The organism is Bradyrhizobium sp. (assembly GCF_030654605.1).
Classification (GTDB): Bacteria; Pseudomonadota; Alphaproteobacteria; order Rhizobiales; family Xanthobacteraceae; genus Bradyrhizobium.
Genome location: NZ_JAURXB010000027.1, coordinates 1 through 18,644 on the forward strand (window position 1 = coordinate 1; position 18,644 = coordinate 18,644).

The following is an 18,644-nucleotide window of genomic DNA, read 5'->3' on the forward strand; positions in this document are numbered from 1 at the left end:
GAATCTGCTCGATGCGTTCTACTCCCGCGATCTCGAGGGCGCGCTGGCCCGCCTCAGCGACGACATCGATTACATGGCGGCCGCGCCGATCGATATCCTGCCGCATCTGGGCCACCGCCAGGGCAAGGCGCAGATCCGGGAAATGTGGCAGATCGTCCAGGCCCGCTATTCCGGCATGCGCTACGAACTGCCGTTTATCGTCGCCGAAGGCGACAAGGTCGCCGCACTGGTTCGGGCGTTCTTCCGCAAGAGCGGCAACGACCGGATCATGCAGTTCGACATCGCGATTTTTTTCACCTTTCGCGACGGCAGCATCGCGCAGATCCGCGAGGTCATCGACTCCTTCGACCTGGTTCAGCAGGTGCTGGAGCGCGACGTCGCCGCCGTTCTGGCCGATACCGAACCCGGAAAGAGCTGAGCCCTCCTTCGCCCGTCGCGCGGCAGGTATTTGCGACCGCCGCGTTGAACCTTCCGGCACCCCGCCGCGACCCATCACGAGGTTTTGCGGCTGCTGACACAAAGAAACCACATCCATGAAAATTGCGTTGCTTGTCCTGCTCGGCCTGTTGTTGGGGGCGCTGGGCGGCGCAGCACTTGGAATCGGCGCCGGGCTCGCCTGGGTCGAACTGTTCAAAACCTCGAATTTCGAAGGCTATAGCGGCATGCTGGTGTTCTTTACCTTCATGCCGCTGGGGGCCGCGATCGGCGGGGTCGGCGGTGCGCTGCTGTTCGGCGTGATCGCGATTCGCGATGCCGAAATCGCCATCGAGCAGGAGCCGGCGCGCCGGCGCGACAGGTAAACAGGTGGAACAAGCCGCATTTGTGCAATGCAAAAACGTCCGTTGAGTTTTGGCCAAGATCTTGTATTTGTAATGCCAACAACGAAGTGCAGCATCTGAGCCAGGCGTCGCGAATGACGCTCATTGCGGCCAGCTGCTGTTTTGCCCATTCCAGAGTTCAGGAACCACATCAAATGACAGAGCACAGTCTCTGGCGTTTTTCGCGCGCGTTGCATCGCGCGATCAATGAACGCCGGTTCGAAGACATCGAAACCCTGATCGACGACGATGTCGACTGGGCGATCTATGGCCCGATCGACATGTTTCCATTCCTCGGCGCGCGCCGCGGCCGGGAGGCCGTGCTCGAGGTCATCAAGCAGATCGCGCACAATGTCCGGGTCCACCGCTTCGATCGCGAGACCATCATGCTGGGCGTGGATTCGGCGTCCTCGATGCTGCGCTATTCGCTGACCGCGCTGGATTCGAACAAGCCGATCAGCCTGCGGATCGCGCATTTCGCGCAATTCAAGGCGGGCCGGCTGTTCAATATCCGGGTTCTCGTCGATACTTTCGACCTGGTGGAGCAGGCGCTCGGGCGGCCGATTCACCTGCCGAAAATGGCATCGTTCGCGTGAACCGGACCGTAGGGTGGGCAAAGCGCAAGCGTGCCCACCAATATCCCCGGCAAAAAGATGGTGGGCACGGCGCAAGCGCGCCTCTGCCCACCCTATGTACTAAAACCCCGCCACAATTTCGCGCCGATGTATCCGCATCAATGACCGTGTGCAGGCGGGCGGGTTTATGATTTCGAAAACACGATACGGGCTGGCGATGCTGCTGTTGCTGGCGGCAAGCCTTTGTTTGGAAGACGTCAGCATGGTCTCGCTGGCGCGTGCACAGGCGCTCCCGTTGGACGAAGCGGCGGAAACCGCGGCTTCCGACGACGCCGCGGCCGATGAGAACGACACCGACGTCGAGGATCTGGAGCCGGACTGGAGCCAGCTCAACGTCGATACCGCCACGCTGCTGCTCGGTCCGGCCTCCAAACCGCCATCGAAGGCGCGCCAGCCGCGGGCCTCCGATGGCTCCGACACATCGTGGAAATCCACCAGCAAGGCCAATGGCACGGCCGATGTGTCGGTGAAGCAATCGCTGTCGCCGTTCTGGGATACACGGATCGGCGCCGACATGACCGTGGTCGGCCCGCCCCAGACATTGACCAGCGCGGACCTGCTGCGGCAGAAGATTTCGGGCGACGGCCAGCCCGCGCAGTCCTCCGGCACCGCATGGGCGGCGATCACCGCGCCCGGCGTCGGCTCGATCTGGGACAAGACCGCGATCGAAGCCCGGGTCGATCCCGCGCAGGAGCAGGGCAAGCTCGGCGCCAGCCTCTCCAAGTCGCTGCCGCTCGGCGAGCAATATTCGCTCACCTTGCAGAACGGCTACAACATCATCCAGCAGGGCATCGTCCCGGTGCCCGGCATCGCCGCACATCCGTCGCGCAACTACCAGACCGAGCAATCGGCCAAGCTGAGCATCGCCGATACCGGCACCAGCTTCATCGCCGGCCAGTCGCTGTCCTCCACCGAGGACAAATGGCTGCGCAAGATCGGCGCCGAGCAGAAATTGTTCGGCGGCGTCACCGTCAACGGCTCGATCGGCGAAACCGCGCTCGGCACCTCGAACAAGAGTCTGAGCGCCGGCTTCAAGACCAGCTGGTAAAGGCTGCAGGCCGCGTTCTCCCGCAAATCCCGTGAAAGATCGAGCATTGCCGCATATTGGCCGCGATGCGGTCAAAATCAGCAGCCCTGATGGCGCTGTTGAATTTCGTCGTGCGGGGGACAACCGCGCTCGTTACACACGCAGGGGAAAGCCGATGAATGCGACCATCCGTTCCGATAAAATTGAATCAACCGAAGCGGACCCGAACCTCGCCGCCGTCTCGGAAGTCGAGGCCGGCATCCGCGACTTCGTCCGCAACGACGTCGCCTATCTGCGCCGTCCGCCGACGCTGACGCCTGACGCCGCCGCGCTCGAGCCCTCCACCGAGGCCACCGTCAACAACGTCAACTCGCTGATCCAGCGCGTCGCCGGAACCTCGCTCTCGGAAATCGAAAACCTGATCGGGGAACTCGAAAGCCTGCGCGACCTGCTGCATGCCGAGGGTCAGCGCGTGCAGCGCGAGATTTCCGGCTATGCCCAGCTCAGCCAGGCCGCGATGAAGTCCACCCGCATGATCGCCGACAATGTGACGCAGTGGAAACGCGCCGCCGACGGCCTCCGCAACAGCTGATCGCTGGTTTCAATCCTTTGGCCGCCGCCTCCCCTGCCGGGAGCGCGGCGGTTTCATTTTCACCACGTCGCATTTTATCAAATCGGTTTGAACTTGCCGCGTCCCGGCTGCGACCAAAGTCAGGCGCGCATCGCGCGGCGGGGGCACGTTTCCATGAAAACCATTCGACCTGACAATGCCGATCCGATTCCGCTGCGGGTCTCGCCGCACCGGATGGGCACCATCATGATCCGGTTTGTCGGGCTGTTGTTGCTGGCGGTGCTGGTAATGGCGCTGGCCTGGCGCTGATTTTGGCGCTGATCAAATCATCCGCGATTCGGCTGCCATGGTTAGCCGGAGGTAACTTATCGGCTGACGATCCGGGCGCCGTCGAACGAATAGGCGCCGTCGGCATGGCCCTTCACCACCATCCCGGTGGCCAGCATCACCGCAAGCGTCACGGTTGCGAAGATAAAGCCGACAATTTTCAAGCCGCCGCGGTCTGCCATCGTGGTCCCCGAAACTTTCGTCCCCAACGCGATGTCCCATCGCGCCTTCTCATTCAAGTCAACTATGGCAGGCACAAGGTTCAAAATGCGTTAGCAAATGAATGGTTCCCGGCGATCGTCGCGATCGATCGATTACTGCGGCAATCCGGTAACCATGTCGATTCAGGAAGTCGGGTTCCGCCGCGGCACGAAGGCCGTCGCCAGCAGCGAATAGGTCGGTTCGCCGCGCTGGTTGGTGCCGGTGTGGCGGGCCTGCACGATGCCCCACTCCGGGCGCTTCTCCGAGGTCCGCAGCGATTCGATCTCGCTGGAAAAGCTGATGGTGTCGCCGGCCAGCACCGGCCTGATCCAGCGCAGTTCGCGAAAGCCCGGCGACGGTCCCCAGATCGCGATCTTCTCGCCGCGCGCGGCGGCTTCCCTTGCCTGGCTCTGGCCGTCGGCCACCAAGAGCTTCATGCAGACCGAACCGACATGCCAGCCCGAGGCCGCCAGCCCGCCGAACAGCGATCGGCGGCCCGCCTCCTCGTCGAGATGAAAGGCTTGCGGATCGAACTGCGCGGCGAATGTCTTGATCGATTCGGCGGTGAAGGTGAACGATCCCACCTCGCGCCGCTGCCCGATCGCCATGTCCTCGAAGAATCGCATCAGCCGGCCTGCCCCGAGGCGACTTCGGCGCGACGCCGCACGATGATCGGCGACACCATCTCGCACAGTTGCTGCCCGGCCGCGTTGCGCACCACGCCGCGGAACGTCACGATGCCGGTCTCGGGACGGCTGTTCGAAACCCTGGCCTCGGCGACGTCGATATCGAGCGTGATGTCGTCGCCGGGCCGCAGCGGCGCCAGCCAGCGCAATTCGTTGACCCCGGGCGAGCCGAGGGAGGCGGTGCGGCCGATGAAGCCATCGAACATCATTCGCATCATGATCGAGCACAGATGCCAGCCCGACGCCGACAGGCCGCCCAGCATCGAGCGCGCGGCGGCCGCTTCGTCGAGATGCATCGGCTGCGGATCGTACTCCGCGGCGAAGGCCAGCACCTCCTCGCGGGTGACCCGGCGCGGGCCGAACGTCCCGAATCGGCCGGGCGGGAAATCTTCGAAGCTGAGTGTCATGCGGGGGGATTTAATCGGGATCGAATGGGGGATTGATGCTGATGAGGCCCGATTGTGGCCGTTATTTGCGGCAATCTCAACCCGCCCGCCCGCATGGCTCATGCCCGGCAGGCGAGCATTGCCATCAGGGTGCTGTCCGCGATCTTGCCCGGAACAACATTCGGAGCTAGCCCTGTACACAGGCTGAACTCAACTCATACGCGACTCGCCGGGAGAACGACCGATGTTTGAATTTCGGGATCTGTTTCAGTGGGACCGCTTCATCACGCCCACCATCATCAAGACCTTCTACTGGCTGGTGATCGCGCTGATTGCGCTGTTCGGCATATCCGGCATCTTTACCGGCCTGTCGGCGATGGCCATCAGCCCGTTCGGCGGGTTCATCGTGCTGCTGTCCTCGATCGCCAGCATCATCGTCGGCGTGATCTTTTCGCGCATCGCCGCGGAATTCATCCTGATCGTGTTCCGCATCAACGAGCACCTCGGCGCCATCCGCGACCAGGGCCAGGGGCAGGGGCATTGAACTCGTGCCCCGGACGCTGCGCAGCACGAAGTGATGCGCTGCAGAGCCGGGGCCCATGCCGAGATGGGTCCCGGCTCTGCGGAGCAGCGTGAAGAACGCTGCACCGCGTCCGGGACACAACTCACTTCCCTTACGTATTGAACCGGAAATGCATCACGTCGCCGTCGGCGACGACGTATTCCTTGCCTTCCAGCCGCAGCTTGCCGGCGTCGCGGGCGCCGGCTTCGCCGCCAAGCGTGACGTAGTCGTCATACGCAATGGTTTCGGCGCGAATGAAACCCTTTACGAAATCGGTATGGATGACGCCGGCCGCGGCCGGCGCCTTGGTGCCGCGGGTGATGGTCCAGGCCCGCGCTTCCTTCGGCCCCACGGTGAAATAGGTGATGAGGTCGAGCAGTTGGTAGCCGGCGCGGATCAGGCGGTCGAGACCGGCTTCCTCGAGGCCGAGCGTATCGAGGAATTCGGCGCGCTCCGCGCGCGACAGCGTCGCGATCTCGGATTCGATCTTGGCGGAGATCGCGACCGCGACCGCGCCCTCTTTCTTCGCCTGCTCCATCACCGCCCGGGAAAAGTCGTTGCCGGTGGCGGCCGCACCCTCCTCGACGTTGCAGACATAGAGCACGGGTTTCGAGGTCAATAGTCCCAGCATGCCGAAGGCGCGCTCTTCCTCGGGCTTGCGGGTCAAGAACCGCGCCGGCTTGCCTTCGCGCAGCAGCACCAACGCGCGGTTGACGAGCTCGAGCTGCTCCTTGGCGTCCTTGTCGTTGCCCTTGGCCTTCTTGGTGAGGTTGTCGACGCGCTTCTCGAGGCTGTCGAGATCGGCGAGCATCAGCTCGGTCTCGATGGTCTCGATGTCGGCGAGCGGCGCGATCTTGCCTTCGACATGGGTGATGTCGGAATCCTCGAAGCAACGCACCACATGCGCGATCGCATCGACCTCGCGGATGGTGGCGAGGAACTGGTTGCCGAGGCCCTCGCCCTGCGAGGCGCCGCGCACGAGGCCCGCGATATCGACGAAGGTCAGCCGGGTCGGGATGATCTGGCCGGACCCCGCGACCTCCGCCAGCTTGTCGAGCCGGGGATCCGGCACCGCGACCTCGCCGACATTCGGCTCGATGGTGCAGAACGGATAGTTCGCCGCCTGCGCCGCCGCGGTCTCCGTCAGCGCGTTGAACAGGGTCGATTTGCCGACATTGGGCAAGCCGACGATACCGCATTTGAATCCCATGGTGTCCTCTGCATCAGTGCTCGTCATGCCCGGCCCTGTGCCGGGCATCCACGTCTTGCTTCGCTGGAAGAAGCAGGACGTGGATGGCCGGGACGAGCCCGGCCATGACGGTGGAGCGTGTCGTTAGCGGGGGCGCGGGGTCATTTCTTCTCCGCGCCGTCCTTGTCTTCGAAAAATCCCCTGGCCTGCAGCGCCAGATGCACCCTGTTCTGGAACGTCGAGTCCTTTTCGCTCGCCAGCAGCCCGGCGTTCTCGGCCATCGCCTCGCACAGCGCGATCACCCAGGGCCGGTCGCTCTTGGCGAAATCCGACAGCACGTGGCCGTGCACCAGCTCCTTGACGCCGGGGTGGCCGATCCCGATCCGCACCCGGCGATACTCGTTGCCGATATGCGCGGAGATCGAGCGCAGGCCGTTGTGGCCGGCAATGCCGCCGCCCACCTTCACCCGCACCTTGCCGTCAGGCAGTTCGAGTTCATCCTGGAACACGGTGATCTCGCCCGGCGCCAGCTTGAAGAAACTCGCGGCTTCCTGCACCGCGCGGCCGGATTCGTTCATGAAGGTCATCGGCTTCAGCAGCACCACCCGCTCGCGATCGAGCGTGCCTTCCGCGGTCTCGCCCTGAAAGCGGCGGCGCCATGGTGCGAAACCATGACGCCGCGCAATTTCATCGACGGCCATGAAACCGATGTTGTGCCGGTTATGCGCGTACTTCGCGCCGGGATTGCCGAGACCAACGAACAGTCGCATGACGCGGCATCCCGCGTCCGCTTACTTCTTCTTGTCGCCGGCGGGCTTCGCCGCCGGAGCCTTGGCGCCGGCCGCAGGCGCCTTGGCGCCTGCCGCGGGAGCCGCACCGGCTGCCGGAGCCGCCGCGGCACCAGCCGCGGGAGCAGCACCAGGAGCCGCCGCCGCACCACCAGCCGCTGCCGCCGCTGCCGCCTTGATTTCCTCGGCGTAGCCGGACGGCGGCACGATGGTCACCAGCGTGATGTCCTCGCGCGTCATCGACTTGACGCCGGTGGGCAGCTTGACGTCGGACAGATGCAGCGAGTGGCTGATTTCCAGCGAGCTGACATCGGCCTCGATGTACTGCGGAATGTTGTCGACCGAGCATTCCAGATCGATCGAATGGGTGACGATGTTGACGGTGCCGCCGCGCTTCACGCCGGGCGCCGCATCGGCGTTCTGGATGTGCAGGGGAACGCTGACGCGGATGGTGGCGCCTTCGCCGAGCCGCATGAAATCGACATGGAGCGGAAAATCCCTGACAGGATCGAGATGGAAGTCGCGCGGAATCACGCGGTGCTTCTTGCCGTCGAGCTCGATGTCGTAAATCGTGGTGAGGAACCGGCCGGCCTGGATGCGCAGGCGCAGTTCGGTGTCGTCGACCGAGATCGGCTGGGGGGGCTGGTTGTTGCCATAGATCACTCCGGGAACTCTCCCGGCGCGACGTACTGCCCGTGCGGCCCCCTTGCCGCCTGCCGGACGAGTGGTCGCCTTCAATTCCTTGACGGTCGCCATCTGATTAAGTCCTTGTTTTCAAAAAGTTAAAGGCCGCATCGCGGCCCCGTTTCTCCGCCGCAGCAAGCCTCCAGGGGTGCGGGGGCTGCGGACGTGGCGGGGTTCTAGCCCCAAAGGGGCGAAATGACAAGGAAATGCGGGGATTTTCTTGTCCCTCCCCGCTGTGGAAGTTGGCGCGATGCGCCGTCCGGGGGCCAGCGCGCGGCAGTGCGCGAACGACGATGTGGGAGAGACAGCCCTCGCCTGACAAGCGGAATCACATTGACTCGATGTTCTTCTTTTGTTCTTGTGAAGCTCCGCACTGGAGGCCACCATGGACAATCGCATCAACGAACTCCGAAAACTGATCAGGGCGTTACGTCTCAGCATGCTGGAGGCCGAGGCCATCATGCGTGAGCAGATCACCCAGGACCTGGAATGCTCCTTCGTGGCGGGAGAAATCCTGAAAATGCGCACGGTCATGAGCGTCCTGGTCCGGGAACGGGAAAGTCTTGGCGACCGCGAGCCCATCCTCGTGAAGAGCTTTTTCATTCCCCGCCGCCTCCCGGCTGCGCCACGGCCTCTCGCTGCCCGTCCGGCAAAGCCCCATTCGGTCCCTGCGCTGCAGTGCGTCCAATGAGCGGGAGATTCTGAGGCTGCGGCGCAACTGGTCGAAGCAGCGATGGGTGGAGCGAAGCGATACCCATCTGATGGGTGGAGCGAAGCGATACCCATCTGATGGGTTTCGCAAGGGGCTCAACCCATCCTTGCGCTGAATCGTGGACAGAGGAAGGACCAGCAACATGGGAAAGTTTGGAAAGGAGCTGATCGAAAGCATGCAGCAAGCGGCAAAGCATGCCGCCGGCAAGAAGGTTCGCGGTCTGCGCGTGTCCAAAGTCGAGTTGCCGGATGTGAAGACGATCCGTCTTTCGCTGCGGATGTCGCAGCATCACTTCGCCGCGGCGTATCGGATTCCGCTTTCCACGCTGAAGAACTGGGAGCAGGGACGGCGCATGCCGGATGCTCCCGCGCTGGCCTATCTGCTGGCGATCAAGCGCCGCCCGAAGGAAATCATGGAGGCGGTGACGCGGCCCTGACGCTCACGGGCGCTCTCGGATGCACCTCCGAAGGCGACGATAGGCTTCAGGACGGATGACGCAAAAAAACAGCGCCGCCATCCAGCGGACGGCGGCGCCGACGATATCCGAACGATCGATGCGACTACTACTTCTTCTTCATACCGGATTCGACCTGGCTCTTCTTGTACAGCGCGAGATCGGCGGCACTGGCCTGGATCATCGGAGCAGGGCTGGCCGTGGCCGCGGGGGCGGCAGCTGCTTTCTGCTTCTTCGCCGCCAAAGCGGCAGAAGTGGAAACGGCGAAGATGGCAAGACCGACAACAATAATTTTCTTCATGCTCAACTCCCTGAAAAAAAGACGCAACGATAATCAACCACAGACCCCGGATCAGGGTCAAGAACCGCCCCGGCGGTCTCTTCGGGATTCCGGGTTCGATGCCGCGCATCGCCGGGGAATGACGGCCCCCGCCGACAGGGGGTCACCTCTCCTCATCCGGATGCACCCACTGATACGGCGTGATCTCGCGCGTCGCGGTCAGCTTGATCATGTGCACCGGCGGCGCATGGCGGCCCTTGCGGCAGGAGCGGCATTTCAGCGACGCCTCCAGTTTCCACAGCGGCGTGTCGCGCGGGCGCCGAATGGCGCTAAGCGGCAGGCTCGCGCGGGTCCTGCAGCGGTTGCATTCGACCTCCAGCCAGCCGAGGCCGCCGTTGAGGCATTGCGCGATCGTCGGCGCCGGCTGCGCCGGGCCGCCATAGCCTTCCATCCGCACCGACCAGGCCGCCGCCTCGGCGCGGTCGGCCTCGCGCACGGCCTTGACGGCCGCTTCCCTCATGTGGTCGGCGTGCATCTTCGCGCCGCGGATGCGGCTGCCCCAGATGACCTCGCGCGACTTGGTGCTCATGGTCGGGGCATTACAGCGGCGTTTGCGGCGGCGGGCAAATGCCACTAGCGCTGGAAGATGGAACAGGCCGATGGCGCTAGTCTTCGGTCAAGGTGATTCCGGAACGAACCCGCCGCGAAGCGTTGCAGGTCGACGCGCGCGGCGCCAATGAGGAAGGCAAGACCGCGGCGTGAATGAATACGGACCACATCCTGAGGAGCGGCCACTTGGCCGCGTCTCGAAGGATGGCAGCTGGCGATGTGCCAGATGGTTCGAGACGCGCGCCGGACAGCACAAGGGCGCTGCCCGACGGCTCCTCACCATGAGGGAACAGAGTATCGCCCGCGCCCGCTGAGGTGCGCATACAAAGCTTGCGCCACAAGATGGAATTGGAAATCAAGCCTTGTCGTGCGCGTACTTCTCAAGGACCAGCCGGTTATACTCATCTCTCACGGCTTTCCGTGAAATATGCCCTTTGCGGTCCTTGGCAATCTTCAGAAGATCGGGGTCAGTCGGCGCCTTTGATTTCCTCTTGAATCTGGCAACGAGTGTGCTTCCAAACAGCCGGTCAAACCATCCCATGGCGTCCTCACCGGTCATACTGCAATGACGACAGCCTACCACCGCGAGTTAGCGGCGCAAAGGAAGAATGGATTGCTTCGTCGCATCAGCCTTCGCCCGAAGGCGGGCTTCGGCGGACAAGAGCGCTCCTCGCAATGACGGCTCTTATACCGCCCGGGCTTGCGGCTCCGATATCCAGGCCATAGCTGAATGTGTGGACGCTCGCCGGAGAACCGCCGCAATGAAACTCAAATTGTCAGCCATCGCCCTGTTCGCGATGATCATGCCGGCGCAGGCGCAGACTGCAGCGCTCACCGATGCCGAGGCGGCGTTCCTCGACCAGCTCGTCACCGCGGCCGCGGTGCTCGTGCAACGATGCCCCGGCTACGAGGCCAATGGCGCCGGCAGCGTCCAGCTCGGCGCCAGGCAGCTCGGCAGCCCCGCTGCCGCCATGGCAATGATCGCGGCCTTCGACGCCGCCATCAAGGCCCACGATGGCGAGGCCTACGACCGAAACAAATTTCGCCCTGAAGTGTCCGAGGCGGCCGGCAAGACGTCCAGCCGGGTCATGGCGGCCCTGACGAAAAGCCCGAAAGCGGCCTGCGCCGACTATGGCGGGACCAGCGTGGAGCAGGGTCTGCTGAGGCGGTATTGAACTGACTCTTGCGCAGCGGCTGAAAGGTGGCCGCCACACCGCAACATGTCGTCGCCCCGGCTCGACCGGGCGACGACAGCCGAACTAATCAACCCGACGGGCAAATCACTTCGGTTTACCAGAATCCAGAGTCAAGCCCCTCGTGGAAAAATATTTCTGTTTTCCAGAAATCAAAATCAGGATATGTCAATCTCCATCCCGCCCCACTCAGGGGGGCGTTGCGCAACGTACCGGCGCGGGGCGGGGATGCGGTGGACGGGGATGGCGTGCTGACGAGGGCGCCTGAAGCGGACGGCGAAGTCATGTGGTCCCGACACCCCAAGGGCTGGTGTCAAGTTCGCAGCTCAAGGCAGCGCGGGCGACGGTGGCAAAAGCGCAGGGCTCACCGAGGAGAGCATGTATAAGCCGTAAACTGCCGCGCAGGGAAAGTCGGATGTTTCCGCTGGACCTGTATGCTCGTGTGCGCTTCTACCACTCCCATTGCACACGAGACCGCGGGTGCAGCGTGCATCCGGCTTTCCCTGCGCCCTCGAATTGAGAGGGCGTGCAATTGATTGCAAACCTCGGGCGGAACGCGCCGCGAGATCGCGAAGGTGCGTTTGTGGACGATTGAATATCTCTCAACGTCGTCCCTGCGAACGCAGGGACCCATAATCCCGGTAGCTTGACGCAACAGCACAATGGTTCAACAATTCCTTCGGCACCATCCACAATATCGGCGGCACGGCGTATGGGTCCCTGCGTTCGCAGGGACGACGAACCCTCACGCCTTGCGCAGCGCGAAATACGCGCCGCAAAACGCCATCGCGGCGCCGAGGCACAGTGCCGCGAGGCCCGCGAGCACGCCCGAGATGGTCGGGACCGGGCTCGGCGCCGAGGCCGCCTGGCCGGCGCCGGCCAGCACGAGAACGCCGACCGCGATCAGGAACTGGCGCATCCGCGGCGGGATCTGCCCGGATACCGCGCTGTCCAGCAGGCTCGCCGTCAGATAGCCGCCGGAGAAGCCGACGGTGGCGATCAGCCACCACGCGATCGCCGCGCCCGCCGGCATGAATTCGCCCGACCCGGAGCGCCACAGGCCGCCGAGGTCGAGGCCATAGCGCACGCCCATCATGTGCACGGCGAGCGCCAGCAGCACCCCTGAAATCATCGCGCCCGCCAGAATCAGGCGGCGCGGAAAATAAGTCGTCTCGGCCATCGGCCGTTTGTAGGGTAAAGCCGGCGGGGCGCGCAAGCCGGCGCAGCCAATCAAGCCGGTCGCGCGCGGCTCGCCACGACAGCTCTTTTGTGGGCATGTATGGAGCGCCGGCAGGAATTGTGTGAGATCGTTGAGTCGCTTGCCGCCCATGCTTCGAGACGCCGCGCAAGGGCGCGGCTCCTCAGCATGAGGGTTGTGGTGTTTCAACAAGTTAACCTCATCCTGAGGAGGCCGCGAAGTGGCCGTCTCGAAGGATGGGCAGCGAGTACCGATCAGGGTCCTGCACACTGTCATGACGAGCGATCTGTCGAACGAGCCTGCCGCCACCCGCTACGCCTACAAGGCGTCGCTGATCGGCAGCGCCCATCAATTCGAACTCACCGACGCGGGCCTGTCGTGGCAGGTCGGCGGCAAATCCGGCGTCTGGCCCTATGCCGACATCGCCGAGCTGCGGCTGTCGTACCGGCCGGTGTCGATGCAGTCGCGCCGTTTCCGCGCCGATATCACCCGCAAGGATGGCCAGCGCATCGCCGTGCTGTCGACCAGCTGGCAGACCGTCGCCCTGATGGCGCCGCAGGACAAGGACTACACCGCCTTCATCACGCAGCTGCACGCGCGCATGAAGCAGGCCGGCAGCAAAGCCGTGCTGGTCGGCGGCCTCAAATCCGGTCTCTACATCGCCGGCGCCGTGGTGGTGGCGCTGGTCTCGATCGCGATCGTGGGATTGCTGGTGCGCGCGCTCGCGATCGGCGAATTCGCCGGCGCCCTGTTCCTGGTCGGCTTCGCCGCGCTGTTCGGCTGGCAGATCGGCGGCTTCCTGATGCGCAACCGGCCGCAGAGCTATACCTTCGATCAGCTGCCGAAGGCGCTGCTGCCGTAAGGAAAAAATAGAGCGCCGAAACTATGCAAGCCGCACCGATACAAAAACTGTCATGGCCCGGCATCGACCGGGCGACCCAGTACGCCGCGTCATCTCGGTAGATATCAAGCGCCTCTGTATTACTGGGCCGCCCGGTCGAGGCCGGGCGATGACGGCGGTATTTGTTTCATTGGCGGCGCGCGTCTCACCATGAGGGAGCGGAATGTGAAAGACCGACATCATCGATTGCCGGACGCGGCCGAAATCGCCGTGATCAATGCCAGGCACCTGATCGACACCCCGATCATATCAGCCGATCTCCTGTTCGTGTTCGGCACCCGCGAGGATGTCGAACGCCGGGTCGATGAAGCCGTCCGGCTGTGGCGCGCCGGCACTTTTCGCTGGGCCATCGTCAGCGGCGGCATCACGCCGGGTTCAAAACTTTCGGAATGCGCCATCATCAAGCCGGCGATGGTGGCGCGCGGCATCCCGGCGGAGATGATCCTGGAGGAGCACCGCGCCCTGAACACCGGCGAGAACGTGATCTTCTCGCTGCCGGTGATCGACGCCGCACTCGGGCTGAAAAATATCCGCAGCGTGATCTGCCTCGGCAACAGCTGGACCGCGCGCCGCTACCCGATGACGCTGCAGCGGCACTGGCCCGAGGTGGAGAAGATGCTGGTCACGGTCGACAGCTTTGCCACGCCGCGCGCGCTCTGGCACACCGATCCCGAATTCCGGATCCGGATGCTGCGCGAATGGGACAAGATCGAGCCCTACCTGGCGAAGGGTTTCATCGCGGAGTGGCCGGTGACGTGAGGGCGACGGACGCGGTCATCCGGTGCATGAGGTTGTCGCGCTTCAACAAGTTCAACCTCATCCTGAGGAGCCGCGCGCGCTTCGCGCGGCGTCTCGAAGGATGGCAGCAGGCGATGTGCCAGATGGTTCGAGACGCGCGCCCTGCAGCGCAAGGGCGCTGCATGACGCGCTCCTCACCATGAGGGAGTGGAGTGGGGCGGGCGCTACTCCGTCAAATCAAAATCCTCTTCCGTCGAACCCAGCATCCCCGCCAGCGTGCGCAGCGCGGCTTCGAGCTGGTCGATCGGCGGCGCCGCCAGCGCCAGCCGCACCGCGTTCGGCGCATGGCCGGGGCTGGCGGCGAAGGTCGTCGATGGCGTCAGCGCGATATCGCGCCGCGCGGCGGCGGCGACGAAGGTCTGCGAGCGCCAGTGCGACGGCAAGGTCAGCCACAGATGGTAGGATTTGGGATTGGTCTGGATCTCGAGGCCGGCCAGGCAGGCCACCGCGATTTTCTGGCGCGCCTGCGCATCGATCCGTTTCAGCCGCGCCAGTTCGGCCGCGGTGCCGTCGGCCATCAGCTGTTGCGCGGCGGCGAGGGCAAATCCCGCCGCGGTCCAGCCGCCCGAGCGCACCGCCGCCATGACGTTTTCGCGCAGCCGCGGCGGCGCAACGATGAAGCCGAGCGACAGCCCGGGCGCCACTTTCTTGGAAAGGCTGTCCAGCACCACGCAACGGTCCGGCGCCAGCGCCGCCAGCGGCGGCTCGTCGTCGAGAAAGGAATAGACCGCGTCCTCGATGATGACGAGATCGAGTTTTTCGACCACGCGCAACAGATCGGCGCGGCGCGCGGCGGGCATGGTGATGCCAAGCGGATTCTGAATCACGGGCTGAACGTAGATCGCCGACAGATGCGCCTCGCGATGGGCCTTTTGCACGGCGTCCGGACGCACGCCGTGTTCATCCATCGCCAGCGGCACCAGCGTGACGCCGAGCCGGGCGGCGATGCCCTTGATGAACGGATAGGTCAGGGCCTCGACGCCGCAGCGGCCGCCGGCCGGCACCACCGCGGCCAATGCGGCGGCAATGCATTGCCGGCCGTTGGCGGTGAACACCATCTGCTCGGGTCTGGGCGACCAATCGTTGTTCTGCCGGGTGAGATAATCCGCGGCGACTTTTCGAAGCGCCAGCGTTCCGGTGCTGGTCGCCTGCCGCAACGCGAGTTCGAGCGCCTCCGGCCGGTTCAGTCCCTCCAGGCTCTTGCTGATCAGGGCCGATTGCGCCGGCAGCATCGGATAGTTGAATTCCAGATCGATCCTGGCGCCGCGCGGCTCGGTGGTCGCGGCAGCGCCCCGGCGCGCTTCGCCTGAAATGAACGTGCCGCGCCCGACTTCGCCGACCACCAGGCCCCGGCGCAACAGCTCGGTGTAGACCCGGCTCGCCGTCGAGGTCGCGATCTTGCGCTCATAGGCAAAGGTTCGCTGCGGCGGCAGGCGGTCGCCGGGCTTGAGGACGCCGCTGGCGATCTCGGCGGCGACGGCATCGGCGAGCTTGGCGTATTCGAATTTCGACATTATTGCACCGAGAGCAATGTTTTGCTTGCACCGATACATCTACAGGATCATTTAAGATCTATCAACGCCGCGATTGCACCGAGGTTAGCCAAAGCGCTCCGAGGTCATTCCAGGTGCCGCCGCTGCAAGCAGCGTCTGCGCCGACGGTACCCCTTTGCCGTGCGGAAGCCTGCTGGAGACGACAATGACGATGATTTCCTCTGCCGGAACCCAACCGGCGATATCCGTTCAATCGGGCGGATGGGTCCGCTGGATCGGCCGTGGTGCCGTGGCGCTGGCCGGCTATCTGGAGCGCCGGGCGGCGATCCGCGCGCTGCTGGAGCGGGATGACCGCGAATTGCGCGACATCGGCCTGGTGCGCAGCCAGATCGAGGCGGCGGTCGGCGGCGCCTTCAATCCGGATATGGGGCGGATGCGCAAGCCGTTGTAATTGCAGCTATTCGTATCTTTGCATGGGCTCGTTTTCGCGAATATGGGTCGCGGCCGGCCCTCAGTGCCGCACCACCAGCACCGAGCACTTGGCGTAGCGCACGACATGGCCGGCATTGGAGCCGAGAAAATAGGTGCGCATCGCCGGCCGGTGCGACGTCATCACGATCAGGTCGGCCTTCATCGCCGCGGCTTCCTCCAGGATCTCGTGATAGATGCCGCCCTGCCGCACCACGGTGGAGATGCGGGACGGCTCGATGCCGGATTCCTGCGCCACGATCTGGAGCGCCTCCGCGGAAGTGTCGCGCTGCTGGGCATCGAAATCGGCCGGCACGTATTACGCCAGCATCACCGGCGTCATCGGCAGGACGTTGAGCAGCCGCACCATGCCGTTCCAGGTCTGCGACAGCGTCGCCGCCGTCGCAATCGCTCCCTTCGCCAGGTCGGTATCGGCGAGATCGATCGGCACGAGAATGGATTTGAACATCTGCGCCTCCGTGGTCGCGATCAGCCTAGCACAAAACCAGATCGCCGCCTCAGTCGCCTGACGTCTGCTTCAACAACCTTCAGCTCGCAGCAGCCTCGGGCTGACGAATTTGGCCAGCCGTCCCCGGCGGAATGCCACGTCGCTCCAGTCGTCGATCTCGAAGTCGAATATCGCCAGACCCGAGGTCGGCAGATTGTCGCCGAGCTCCTTGCGCCCGGCGGCGTCGCCGCTGCCGGCCAGCATCAGCGCCAGTTCATGCATGCCGGGATTGTGCCCGACCAGCATCAGGACCTTCGGGTCGGTCGCCACAGCGGCATGGACGGCTTCCAGCAGCTGCGCCGGATCGGCGCCGTAGATGTCCGGCACGAACTCCACCTGCGGCGGCGGCATCAGGCCCTTCATCGCCTCCCAGGCGATGTCCCAGGTCTGGTTGGCCCGGACTGCCGGCGAAACCAGCACGGACTCGGGAAACGGCGGATGCCGCCCGATCCAGCCGCCGATCTCGGCGGCATCGACCAGGCCGCGTTTGTCCAGCCGGCGGTCCTGATCGCGGCCCGACGGTGCGTCGTTCTCGGTCTTGGCGTGACGCAGCAGCAACAAACGGCGCATGGCGCAATCTCGATTCGTTTCGGGCCTTTCGGACTGGTCTACAAGCTCATGCCCAGAACGAGGTGACAAGACAAGGTGACAAGCGCCCGATCGGTCCCTAAGAAAACGATATGGACGGGACTTTCACAAGCGCGACCAACGGAGCGGACGCCGCCGGCACGCCGGCGCGCTCGCGGCTGTCGTTCGATCTGGACGTCGATATCTGCGTGGTCGGGGCGGGGCTTGCCGGCCTCACGGTGGCGCTGGAGGCGGCGCGGCTCGGCGCCAGCGTCGCAGTGCTCGAGGGCCGCCATGTCGGCTGGAACGCGTCGGGCCATCAACTCGGCACGGTGATGCCGGGCTACGGACTTGCGCTCGGCGAGCTGATCGCGCGCATCGGTTTAGAAGACGCCCGCGAACTGTGGTCGCTGTCGAAGGAAGGCGCGGACTATGTCCGGGCCAACGCGACCGAAGCGCAGATGCCGGGGATTGCGCTGAGCGAGGGCGCGCTGGAAGTCTCCAACGTCGAGGCCGGCGATGCCCTGATCAGCCGGCTGCAGATGCTCGGCGAGGACTTCGATACCGAAGTCGAGGGCTGGCAGGTCGACCGCGTCCGCGCCGAGGTCAAGACCAATCACTATTTCCACGGCGTATATTACCCGAGGGCGTTTCAGGTCGACGGCCGCAAATATCTCCATGGCCTCGCCGCGCTGGCTCGGCGGGCGGGGGCGCGGATCTTCGAGGACACGCCGGTCGTCAGCATCGATCCCTCGGGCATCCGCAAGCGTATCGTGACGCCGTCGGCGCGGTTGCGCGCGTCGCATATCGTGCTCGCCGGCAACGTCCATCTCGGCGCGCCGCTGCGGCGGCTGTCGGAAACGCTGCTGCCGGTCTGGCGCTACGCCGCGGTGACCGAACCGCTCGGCGAGCGGCTGGCCGACGCCATGACGTTTCAGGGATCGGTGAGCGACAGCGACGGCGTCGACCACTTTCGTATCGTCGAGGGCGACCGGTTGATGTGGGCCAGTCCCGAAACCACCTGGTCGGCGCGGCCCGAGCGTTTTGCGCCCGCCATTGCCCGCCGGATCCGCACCATCTTTCCGCAACTCGGCAAGGTCGGGATATCCGAGACATGGGGCGGCGTGGTCGGCGAGACCGTGCACGGCATGCCGCAGATCGGCCAGCTGCGCAAAGGCCTGTGGGTCGCCAGCGGCTTCGGCCGTCACGGCCTGAACACGACCGCGATGGCGGGAATGCTGATCGCGCGCAGCATCCTGTGGGGCGACGAGCGCTGGCGGTTGTTTTCGCCGTTCGAACTGGTCTGGGCGGGCGGCACGACCGGCCGGGTCGCCGGACATGTCATCGGGTTGTGGGGGCGGGGAAGTTCCGCCGCCGCCGGCGCACTGGCCCGCTACCGGGAAAAAGCCCGGGTGCAGGAGCGCATCCGCGAGGCGCGGCTGGCCGAGGCCAACCGGCAGGCCGGAACGCGGGGACCGCAGCCGCGCCGGCCGCAGCCTGGCCGCCCGCGTCCGGAGCGTCCCGCGGCACCGGCTGCCGACGCCGAGGGGCCGCCATCCCAGCCGTAGGGAAGGGGCCCTTCTCGCAAC

Annotated in this window: 25 protein-coding genes and 1 pseudogene; 14 read left to right on the forward strand and 12 right to left on the reverse strand. The window is 64.8% G+C overall.

Annotated features, from left to right (window positions below):
- The 6 genes from Q7U29_RS02695 to Q7U29_RS02720 all read left to right on the forward strand — a co-directional run.
- Positions 1-418, forward strand: a 418-nt coding sequence (locus tag Q7U29_RS02695; protein WP_304738075.1) for a nuclear transport factor 2 family protein, incomplete at its 5' end; no start/stop codon positions are given.
- Between the two features lie 115 nt (positions 419-533).
- A complete protein-coding gene (locus tag Q7U29_RS02700; protein WP_304738077.1) occupies positions 534-800 on the forward strand; it encodes a hypothetical protein in 267 nt (88 codons plus the stop codon).
- 173 nt (positions 801-973) lie between these two features.
- Positions 974-1,414, forward strand: coding sequence for a nuclear transport factor 2 family protein (locus Q7U29_RS02705; RefSeq protein ID WP_304738079.1), 441 nt, complete (start codon positions 974-976; stop codon positions 1,412-1,414).
- A gap of 166 nt (positions 1,415-1,580) precedes the next feature.
- Positions 1,581-2,501, forward strand: coding sequence for a hypothetical protein (locus Q7U29_RS02710; RefSeq protein ID WP_304738081.1), 921 nt, complete (start codon positions 1,581-1,583; stop codon positions 2,499-2,501).
- A gap of 154 nt (positions 2,502-2,655) precedes the next feature.
- The gene (locus Q7U29_RS02715; RefSeq protein WP_304738084.1) at positions 2,656-3,072 is read left to right on the forward strand and encodes a hypothetical protein; all 417 of its coding nucleotides are present in this window, start codon (positions 2,656-2,658) and stop codon (positions 3,070-3,072) included.
- Between the two features lie 153 nt (positions 3,073-3,225).
- Positions 3,226-3,360, forward strand: coding sequence for a hypothetical protein (locus tag Q7U29_RS02720; protein ID WP_304738086.1), 135 nt, complete (start codon positions 3,226-3,228; stop codon positions 3,358-3,360).
- Between the two features lie 56 nt (positions 3,361-3,416).
- On the opposite strand, the gene Q7U29_RS02725 is transcribed toward Q7U29_RS02720, so the two are convergent.
- The 3 genes from Q7U29_RS02725 to Q7U29_RS02735 form a co-directional block, all read right to left on the reverse strand.
- Positions 3,417-3,560 (reverse strand): hypothetical protein, encoded by a 144-nt coding sequence (locus Q7U29_RS02725; protein WP_304738091.1) that lies wholly within the window; start codon positions 3,558-3,560, stop codon positions 3,417-3,419.
- Positions 3,561-3,722: 162 nt separating this feature from the next.
- Positions 3,723-4,205 carry a MaoC family dehydratase gene (locus Q7U29_RS02730; RefSeq protein WP_304738094.1) on the reverse strand — a complete coding sequence of 161 codons (483 nt, stop codon included), beginning with the start codon at positions 4,203-4,205 and terminating at the stop codon, positions 3,723-3,725.
- Positions 4,205-4,672: a MaoC family dehydratase gene (locus Q7U29_RS02735; RefSeq protein ID WP_304738096.1), complete on the reverse strand. Its 468-nt coding sequence runs from the start codon at positions 4,670-4,672 to the stop codon at positions 4,205-4,207. The genes Q7U29_RS02730 and Q7U29_RS02735 overlap by 1 nt, the downstream gene beginning before the upstream one ends.
- Before the next feature lie 223 nt (positions 4,673-4,895).
- Between Q7U29_RS02735 and Q7U29_RS02740 the strand changes: the two genes are divergently transcribed.
- Positions 4,896-5,195, forward strand: a complete 300-nt coding sequence (locus Q7U29_RS02740; protein WP_304738098.1) for a DUF4282 domain-containing protein — start codon at positions 4,896-4,898, stop codon at positions 5,193-5,195.
- Positions 5,196-5,325: 130 nt separating this feature from the next.
- Here the strand turns inward: Q7U29_RS02740 and ychF are convergent, their stop codons facing one another.
- The 3 genes from ychF to Q7U29_RS02755 form a co-directional block, all read right to left on the reverse strand.
- Positions 5,326-6,423, reverse strand: coding sequence for a redox-regulated ATPase YchF (gene ychF, locus Q7U29_RS02745; RefSeq protein WP_304738170.1), 1,098 nt, complete (start codon positions 6,421-6,423; stop codon positions 5,326-5,328).
- A gap of 140 nt (positions 6,424-6,563) precedes the next feature.
- Positions 6,564-7,172 carry an aminoacyl-tRNA hydrolase gene (pth, locus tag Q7U29_RS02750; RefSeq protein ID WP_304738101.1) on the reverse strand — a complete coding sequence of 203 codons (609 nt, stop codon included), beginning with the start codon at positions 7,170-7,172 and terminating at the stop codon, positions 6,564-6,566.
- A 21-nt stretch (positions 7,173-7,193) separates the two neighbouring features.
- A complete protein-coding gene (locus Q7U29_RS02755; RefSeq protein ID WP_304738104.1) occupies positions 7,194-7,946 on the reverse strand; it encodes a 50S ribosomal protein L25/general stress protein Ctc in 753 nt (250 codons plus the stop codon).
- Between the two features lie 313 nt (positions 7,947-8,259).
- On the opposite strand from Q7U29_RS02755, the gene Q7U29_RS02760 reads away from it, so the two are divergent.
- Entirely contained in the window at positions 8,260-8,565 is a 306-nt protein-coding gene (locus tag Q7U29_RS02760) for a hypothetical protein (protein ID WP_304738106.1), read from the forward strand.
- 163 nt (positions 8,566-8,728) lie between these two features.
- On the forward strand, positions 8,729-9,022 hold the full coding sequence (locus Q7U29_RS02765; protein WP_304738109.1) for a DNA-binding transcriptional regulator: 294 nt from the start codon (positions 8,729-8,731) through the stop codon (positions 9,020-9,022).
- A 127-nt stretch (positions 9,023-9,149) separates the two neighbouring features.
- Here the strand turns inward: Q7U29_RS02765 and Q7U29_RS02770 are convergent, their stop codons facing one another.
- Positions 9,150-9,341 (reverse strand): hypothetical protein, encoded by a 192-nt coding sequence (locus tag Q7U29_RS02770; protein ID WP_304738112.1) that lies wholly within the window; start codon positions 9,339-9,341, stop codon positions 9,150-9,152.
- A 142-nt stretch (positions 9,342-9,483) separates the two neighbouring features.
- Complete coding sequence (locus Q7U29_RS02775; protein WP_304738113.1) at positions 9,484-9,909, reverse strand: hypothetical protein; 426 nt, start codon at positions 9,907-9,909, stop codon at positions 9,484-9,486.
- Positions 9,910-10,690: 781 nt separating this feature from the next.
- Between Q7U29_RS02775 and Q7U29_RS02780 the strand changes: the two genes are divergently transcribed.
- Positions 10,691-11,104, forward strand: coding sequence for a hypothetical protein (locus Q7U29_RS02780; RefSeq protein ID WP_304738116.1), 414 nt, complete (start codon positions 10,691-10,693; stop codon positions 11,102-11,104).
- Positions 11,105-11,867: 763 nt separating this feature from the next.
- Here Q7U29_RS02780 and Q7U29_RS02785 read toward each other — a convergent pair.
- Positions 11,868-12,302, reverse strand: a complete 435-nt coding sequence (locus Q7U29_RS02785) for a hypothetical protein (RefSeq protein ID WP_304738118.1) — start codon at positions 12,300-12,302, stop codon at positions 11,868-11,870.
- 292 nt (positions 12,303-12,594) lie between these two features.
- Between Q7U29_RS02785 and Q7U29_RS02790 the strand changes: the two genes are divergently transcribed.
- Both Q7U29_RS02790 and Q7U29_RS02795 read left to right on the forward strand, forming a co-directional pair.
- Positions 12,595-13,182, forward strand: a complete 588-nt coding sequence (locus tag Q7U29_RS02790; protein ID WP_304738120.1) for a hypothetical protein — start codon at positions 12,595-12,597, stop codon at positions 13,180-13,182.
- 204 nt (positions 13,183-13,386) lie between these two features.
- Positions 13,387-13,980, forward strand: coding sequence for a YdcF family protein (locus Q7U29_RS02795; RefSeq protein ID WP_304738122.1), 594 nt, complete (start codon positions 13,387-13,389; stop codon positions 13,978-13,980).
- A 203-nt stretch (positions 13,981-14,183) separates the two neighbouring features.
- On the opposite strand, the gene Q7U29_RS02800 is transcribed toward Q7U29_RS02795, so the two are convergent.
- Positions 14,184-15,533, reverse strand: coding sequence for a PLP-dependent aminotransferase family protein (locus Q7U29_RS02800; RefSeq protein WP_304738123.1), 1,350 nt, complete (start codon positions 15,531-15,533; stop codon positions 14,184-14,186).
- 184 nt (positions 15,534-15,717) lie between these two features.
- On the opposite strand from Q7U29_RS02800, the gene Q7U29_RS02805 reads away from it, so the two are divergent.
- Positions 15,718-15,963 carry a DUF1127 domain-containing protein gene (locus Q7U29_RS02805; protein ID WP_304738125.1) on the forward strand — a complete coding sequence of 82 codons (246 nt, stop codon included), beginning with the start codon at positions 15,718-15,720 and terminating at the stop codon, positions 15,961-15,963.
- 60 nt (positions 15,964-16,023) lie between these two features.
- Here Q7U29_RS02805 and Q7U29_RS02810 read toward each other — a convergent pair.
- Positions 16,024-16,449 (reverse strand): annotated as a pseudogene (locus Q7U29_RS02810) (universal stress protein).
- Positions 16,450-16,518: 69 nt separating this feature from the next.
- Positions 16,519-17,058, reverse strand: coding sequence for a histidine phosphatase family protein (locus Q7U29_RS02815; RefSeq protein ID WP_304738127.1), 540 nt, complete (start codon positions 17,056-17,058; stop codon positions 16,519-16,521).
- Between the two features lie 110 nt (positions 17,059-17,168).
- On the opposite strand from Q7U29_RS02815, the gene Q7U29_RS02820 reads away from it, so the two are divergent.
- On the forward strand, positions 17,169-18,623 hold the full coding sequence (locus tag Q7U29_RS02820) for an FAD-binding oxidoreductase (protein WP_304738130.1): 1,455 nt from the start codon (positions 17,169-17,171) through the stop codon (positions 18,621-18,623).
- Positions 18,624-18,644 lie beyond the last annotated feature (21 nt).

Coding starts and splice junctions, on each gene's coding strand:
- Q7U29_RS02815 (WP_304738127.1), bottom strand. CDS start 17,058: ATGCGCCGTTTGTTGCTGCTGCGTCACGCCAAGACCGAGAACGACGCA.
- Q7U29_RS02800 (WP_304738123.1), bottom strand. CDS start 15,533: ATGTCGAAATTCGAATACGCCAAGCTCGCCGATGCCGTCGCCGCCGAG.
- pth (WP_304738101.1), bottom strand. CDS start 7,172: ATGCGACTGTTCGTTGGTCTCGGCAATCCCGGCGCGAAGTACGCGCAT.
- Q7U29_RS02760 (WP_304738106.1), top strand. CDS start 8,260: ATGGACAATCGCATCAACGAACTCCGAAAACTGATCAGGGCGTTACGT.
- Q7U29_RS02715 (WP_304738084.1), top strand. CDS start 2,656: ATGAATGCGACCATCCGTTCCGATAAAATTGAATCAACCGAAGCGGAC.
- Q7U29_RS02755 (WP_304738104.1), bottom strand. CDS start 7,946: ATGGCGACCGTCAAGGAATTGAAGGCGACCACTCGTCCGGCAGGCGGC.
- Q7U29_RS02705 (WP_304738079.1), top strand. CDS start 974: ATGACAGAGCACAGTCTCTGGCGTTTTTCGCGCGCGTTGCATCGCGCG.
- Q7U29_RS02785 (WP_304738118.1), bottom strand. CDS start 12,302: ATGGCCGAGACGACTTATTTTCCGCGCCGCCTGATTCTGGCGGGCGCG.
- Q7U29_RS02775 (WP_304738113.1), bottom strand. CDS start 9,909: ATGAGCACCAAGTCGCGCGAGGTCATCTGGGGCAGCCGCATCCGCGGC.
- Q7U29_RS02770 (WP_304738112.1), bottom strand. CDS start 9,341: ATGAAGAAAATTATTGTTGTCGGTCTTGCCATCTTCGCCGTTTCCACT.
- Q7U29_RS02735 (WP_304738096.1), bottom strand. CDS start 4,672: ATGACACTCAGCTTCGAAGATTTCCCGCCCGGCCGATTCGGGACGTTC.
- Q7U29_RS02765 (WP_304738109.1), top strand. CDS start 8,729: ATGGGAAAGTTTGGAAAGGAGCTGATCGAAAGCATGCAGCAAGCGGCA.
- Q7U29_RS02780 (WP_304738116.1), top strand. CDS start 10,691: ATGAAACTCAAATTGTCAGCCATCGCCCTGTTCGCGATGATCATGCCG.
- Q7U29_RS02740 (WP_304738098.1), top strand. CDS start 4,896: ATGTTTGAATTTCGGGATCTGTTTCAGTGGGACCGCTTCATCACGCCC.
- Q7U29_RS02730 (WP_304738094.1), bottom strand. CDS start 4,205: ATGCGATTCTTCGAGGACATGGCGATCGGGCAGCGGCGCGAGGTGGGA.
- ychF (WP_304738170.1), bottom strand. CDS start 6,423: ATGGGATTCAAATGCGGTATCGTCGGCTTGCCCAATGTCGGCAAATCG.
- Q7U29_RS02700 (WP_304738077.1), top strand. CDS start 534: ATGAAAATTGCGTTGCTTGTCCTGCTCGGCCTGTTGTTGGGGGCGCTG.
- Q7U29_RS02710 (WP_304738081.1), top strand. CDS start 1,581: ATGATTTCGAAAACACGATACGGGCTGGCGATGCTGCTGTTGCTGGCG.
- Q7U29_RS02720 (WP_304738086.1), top strand. CDS start 3,226: ATGAAAACCATTCGACCTGACAATGCCGATCCGATTCCGCTGCGGGTC.
- Q7U29_RS02805 (WP_304738125.1), top strand. CDS start 15,718: ATGACGATGATTTCCTCTGCCGGAACCCAACCGGCGATATCCGTTCAA.
- Q7U29_RS02725 (WP_304738091.1), bottom strand. CDS start 3,560: ATGGCAGACCGCGGCGGCTTGAAAATTGTCGGCTTTATCTTCGCAACC.
- Q7U29_RS02790 (WP_304738120.1), top strand. CDS start 12,595: ATGACGAGCGATCTGTCGAACGAGCCTGCCGCCACCCGCTACGCCTAC.
- Q7U29_RS02820 (WP_304738130.1), top strand. CDS start 17,169: ATGGACGGGACTTTCACAAGCGCGACCAACGGAGCGGACGCCGCCGGC.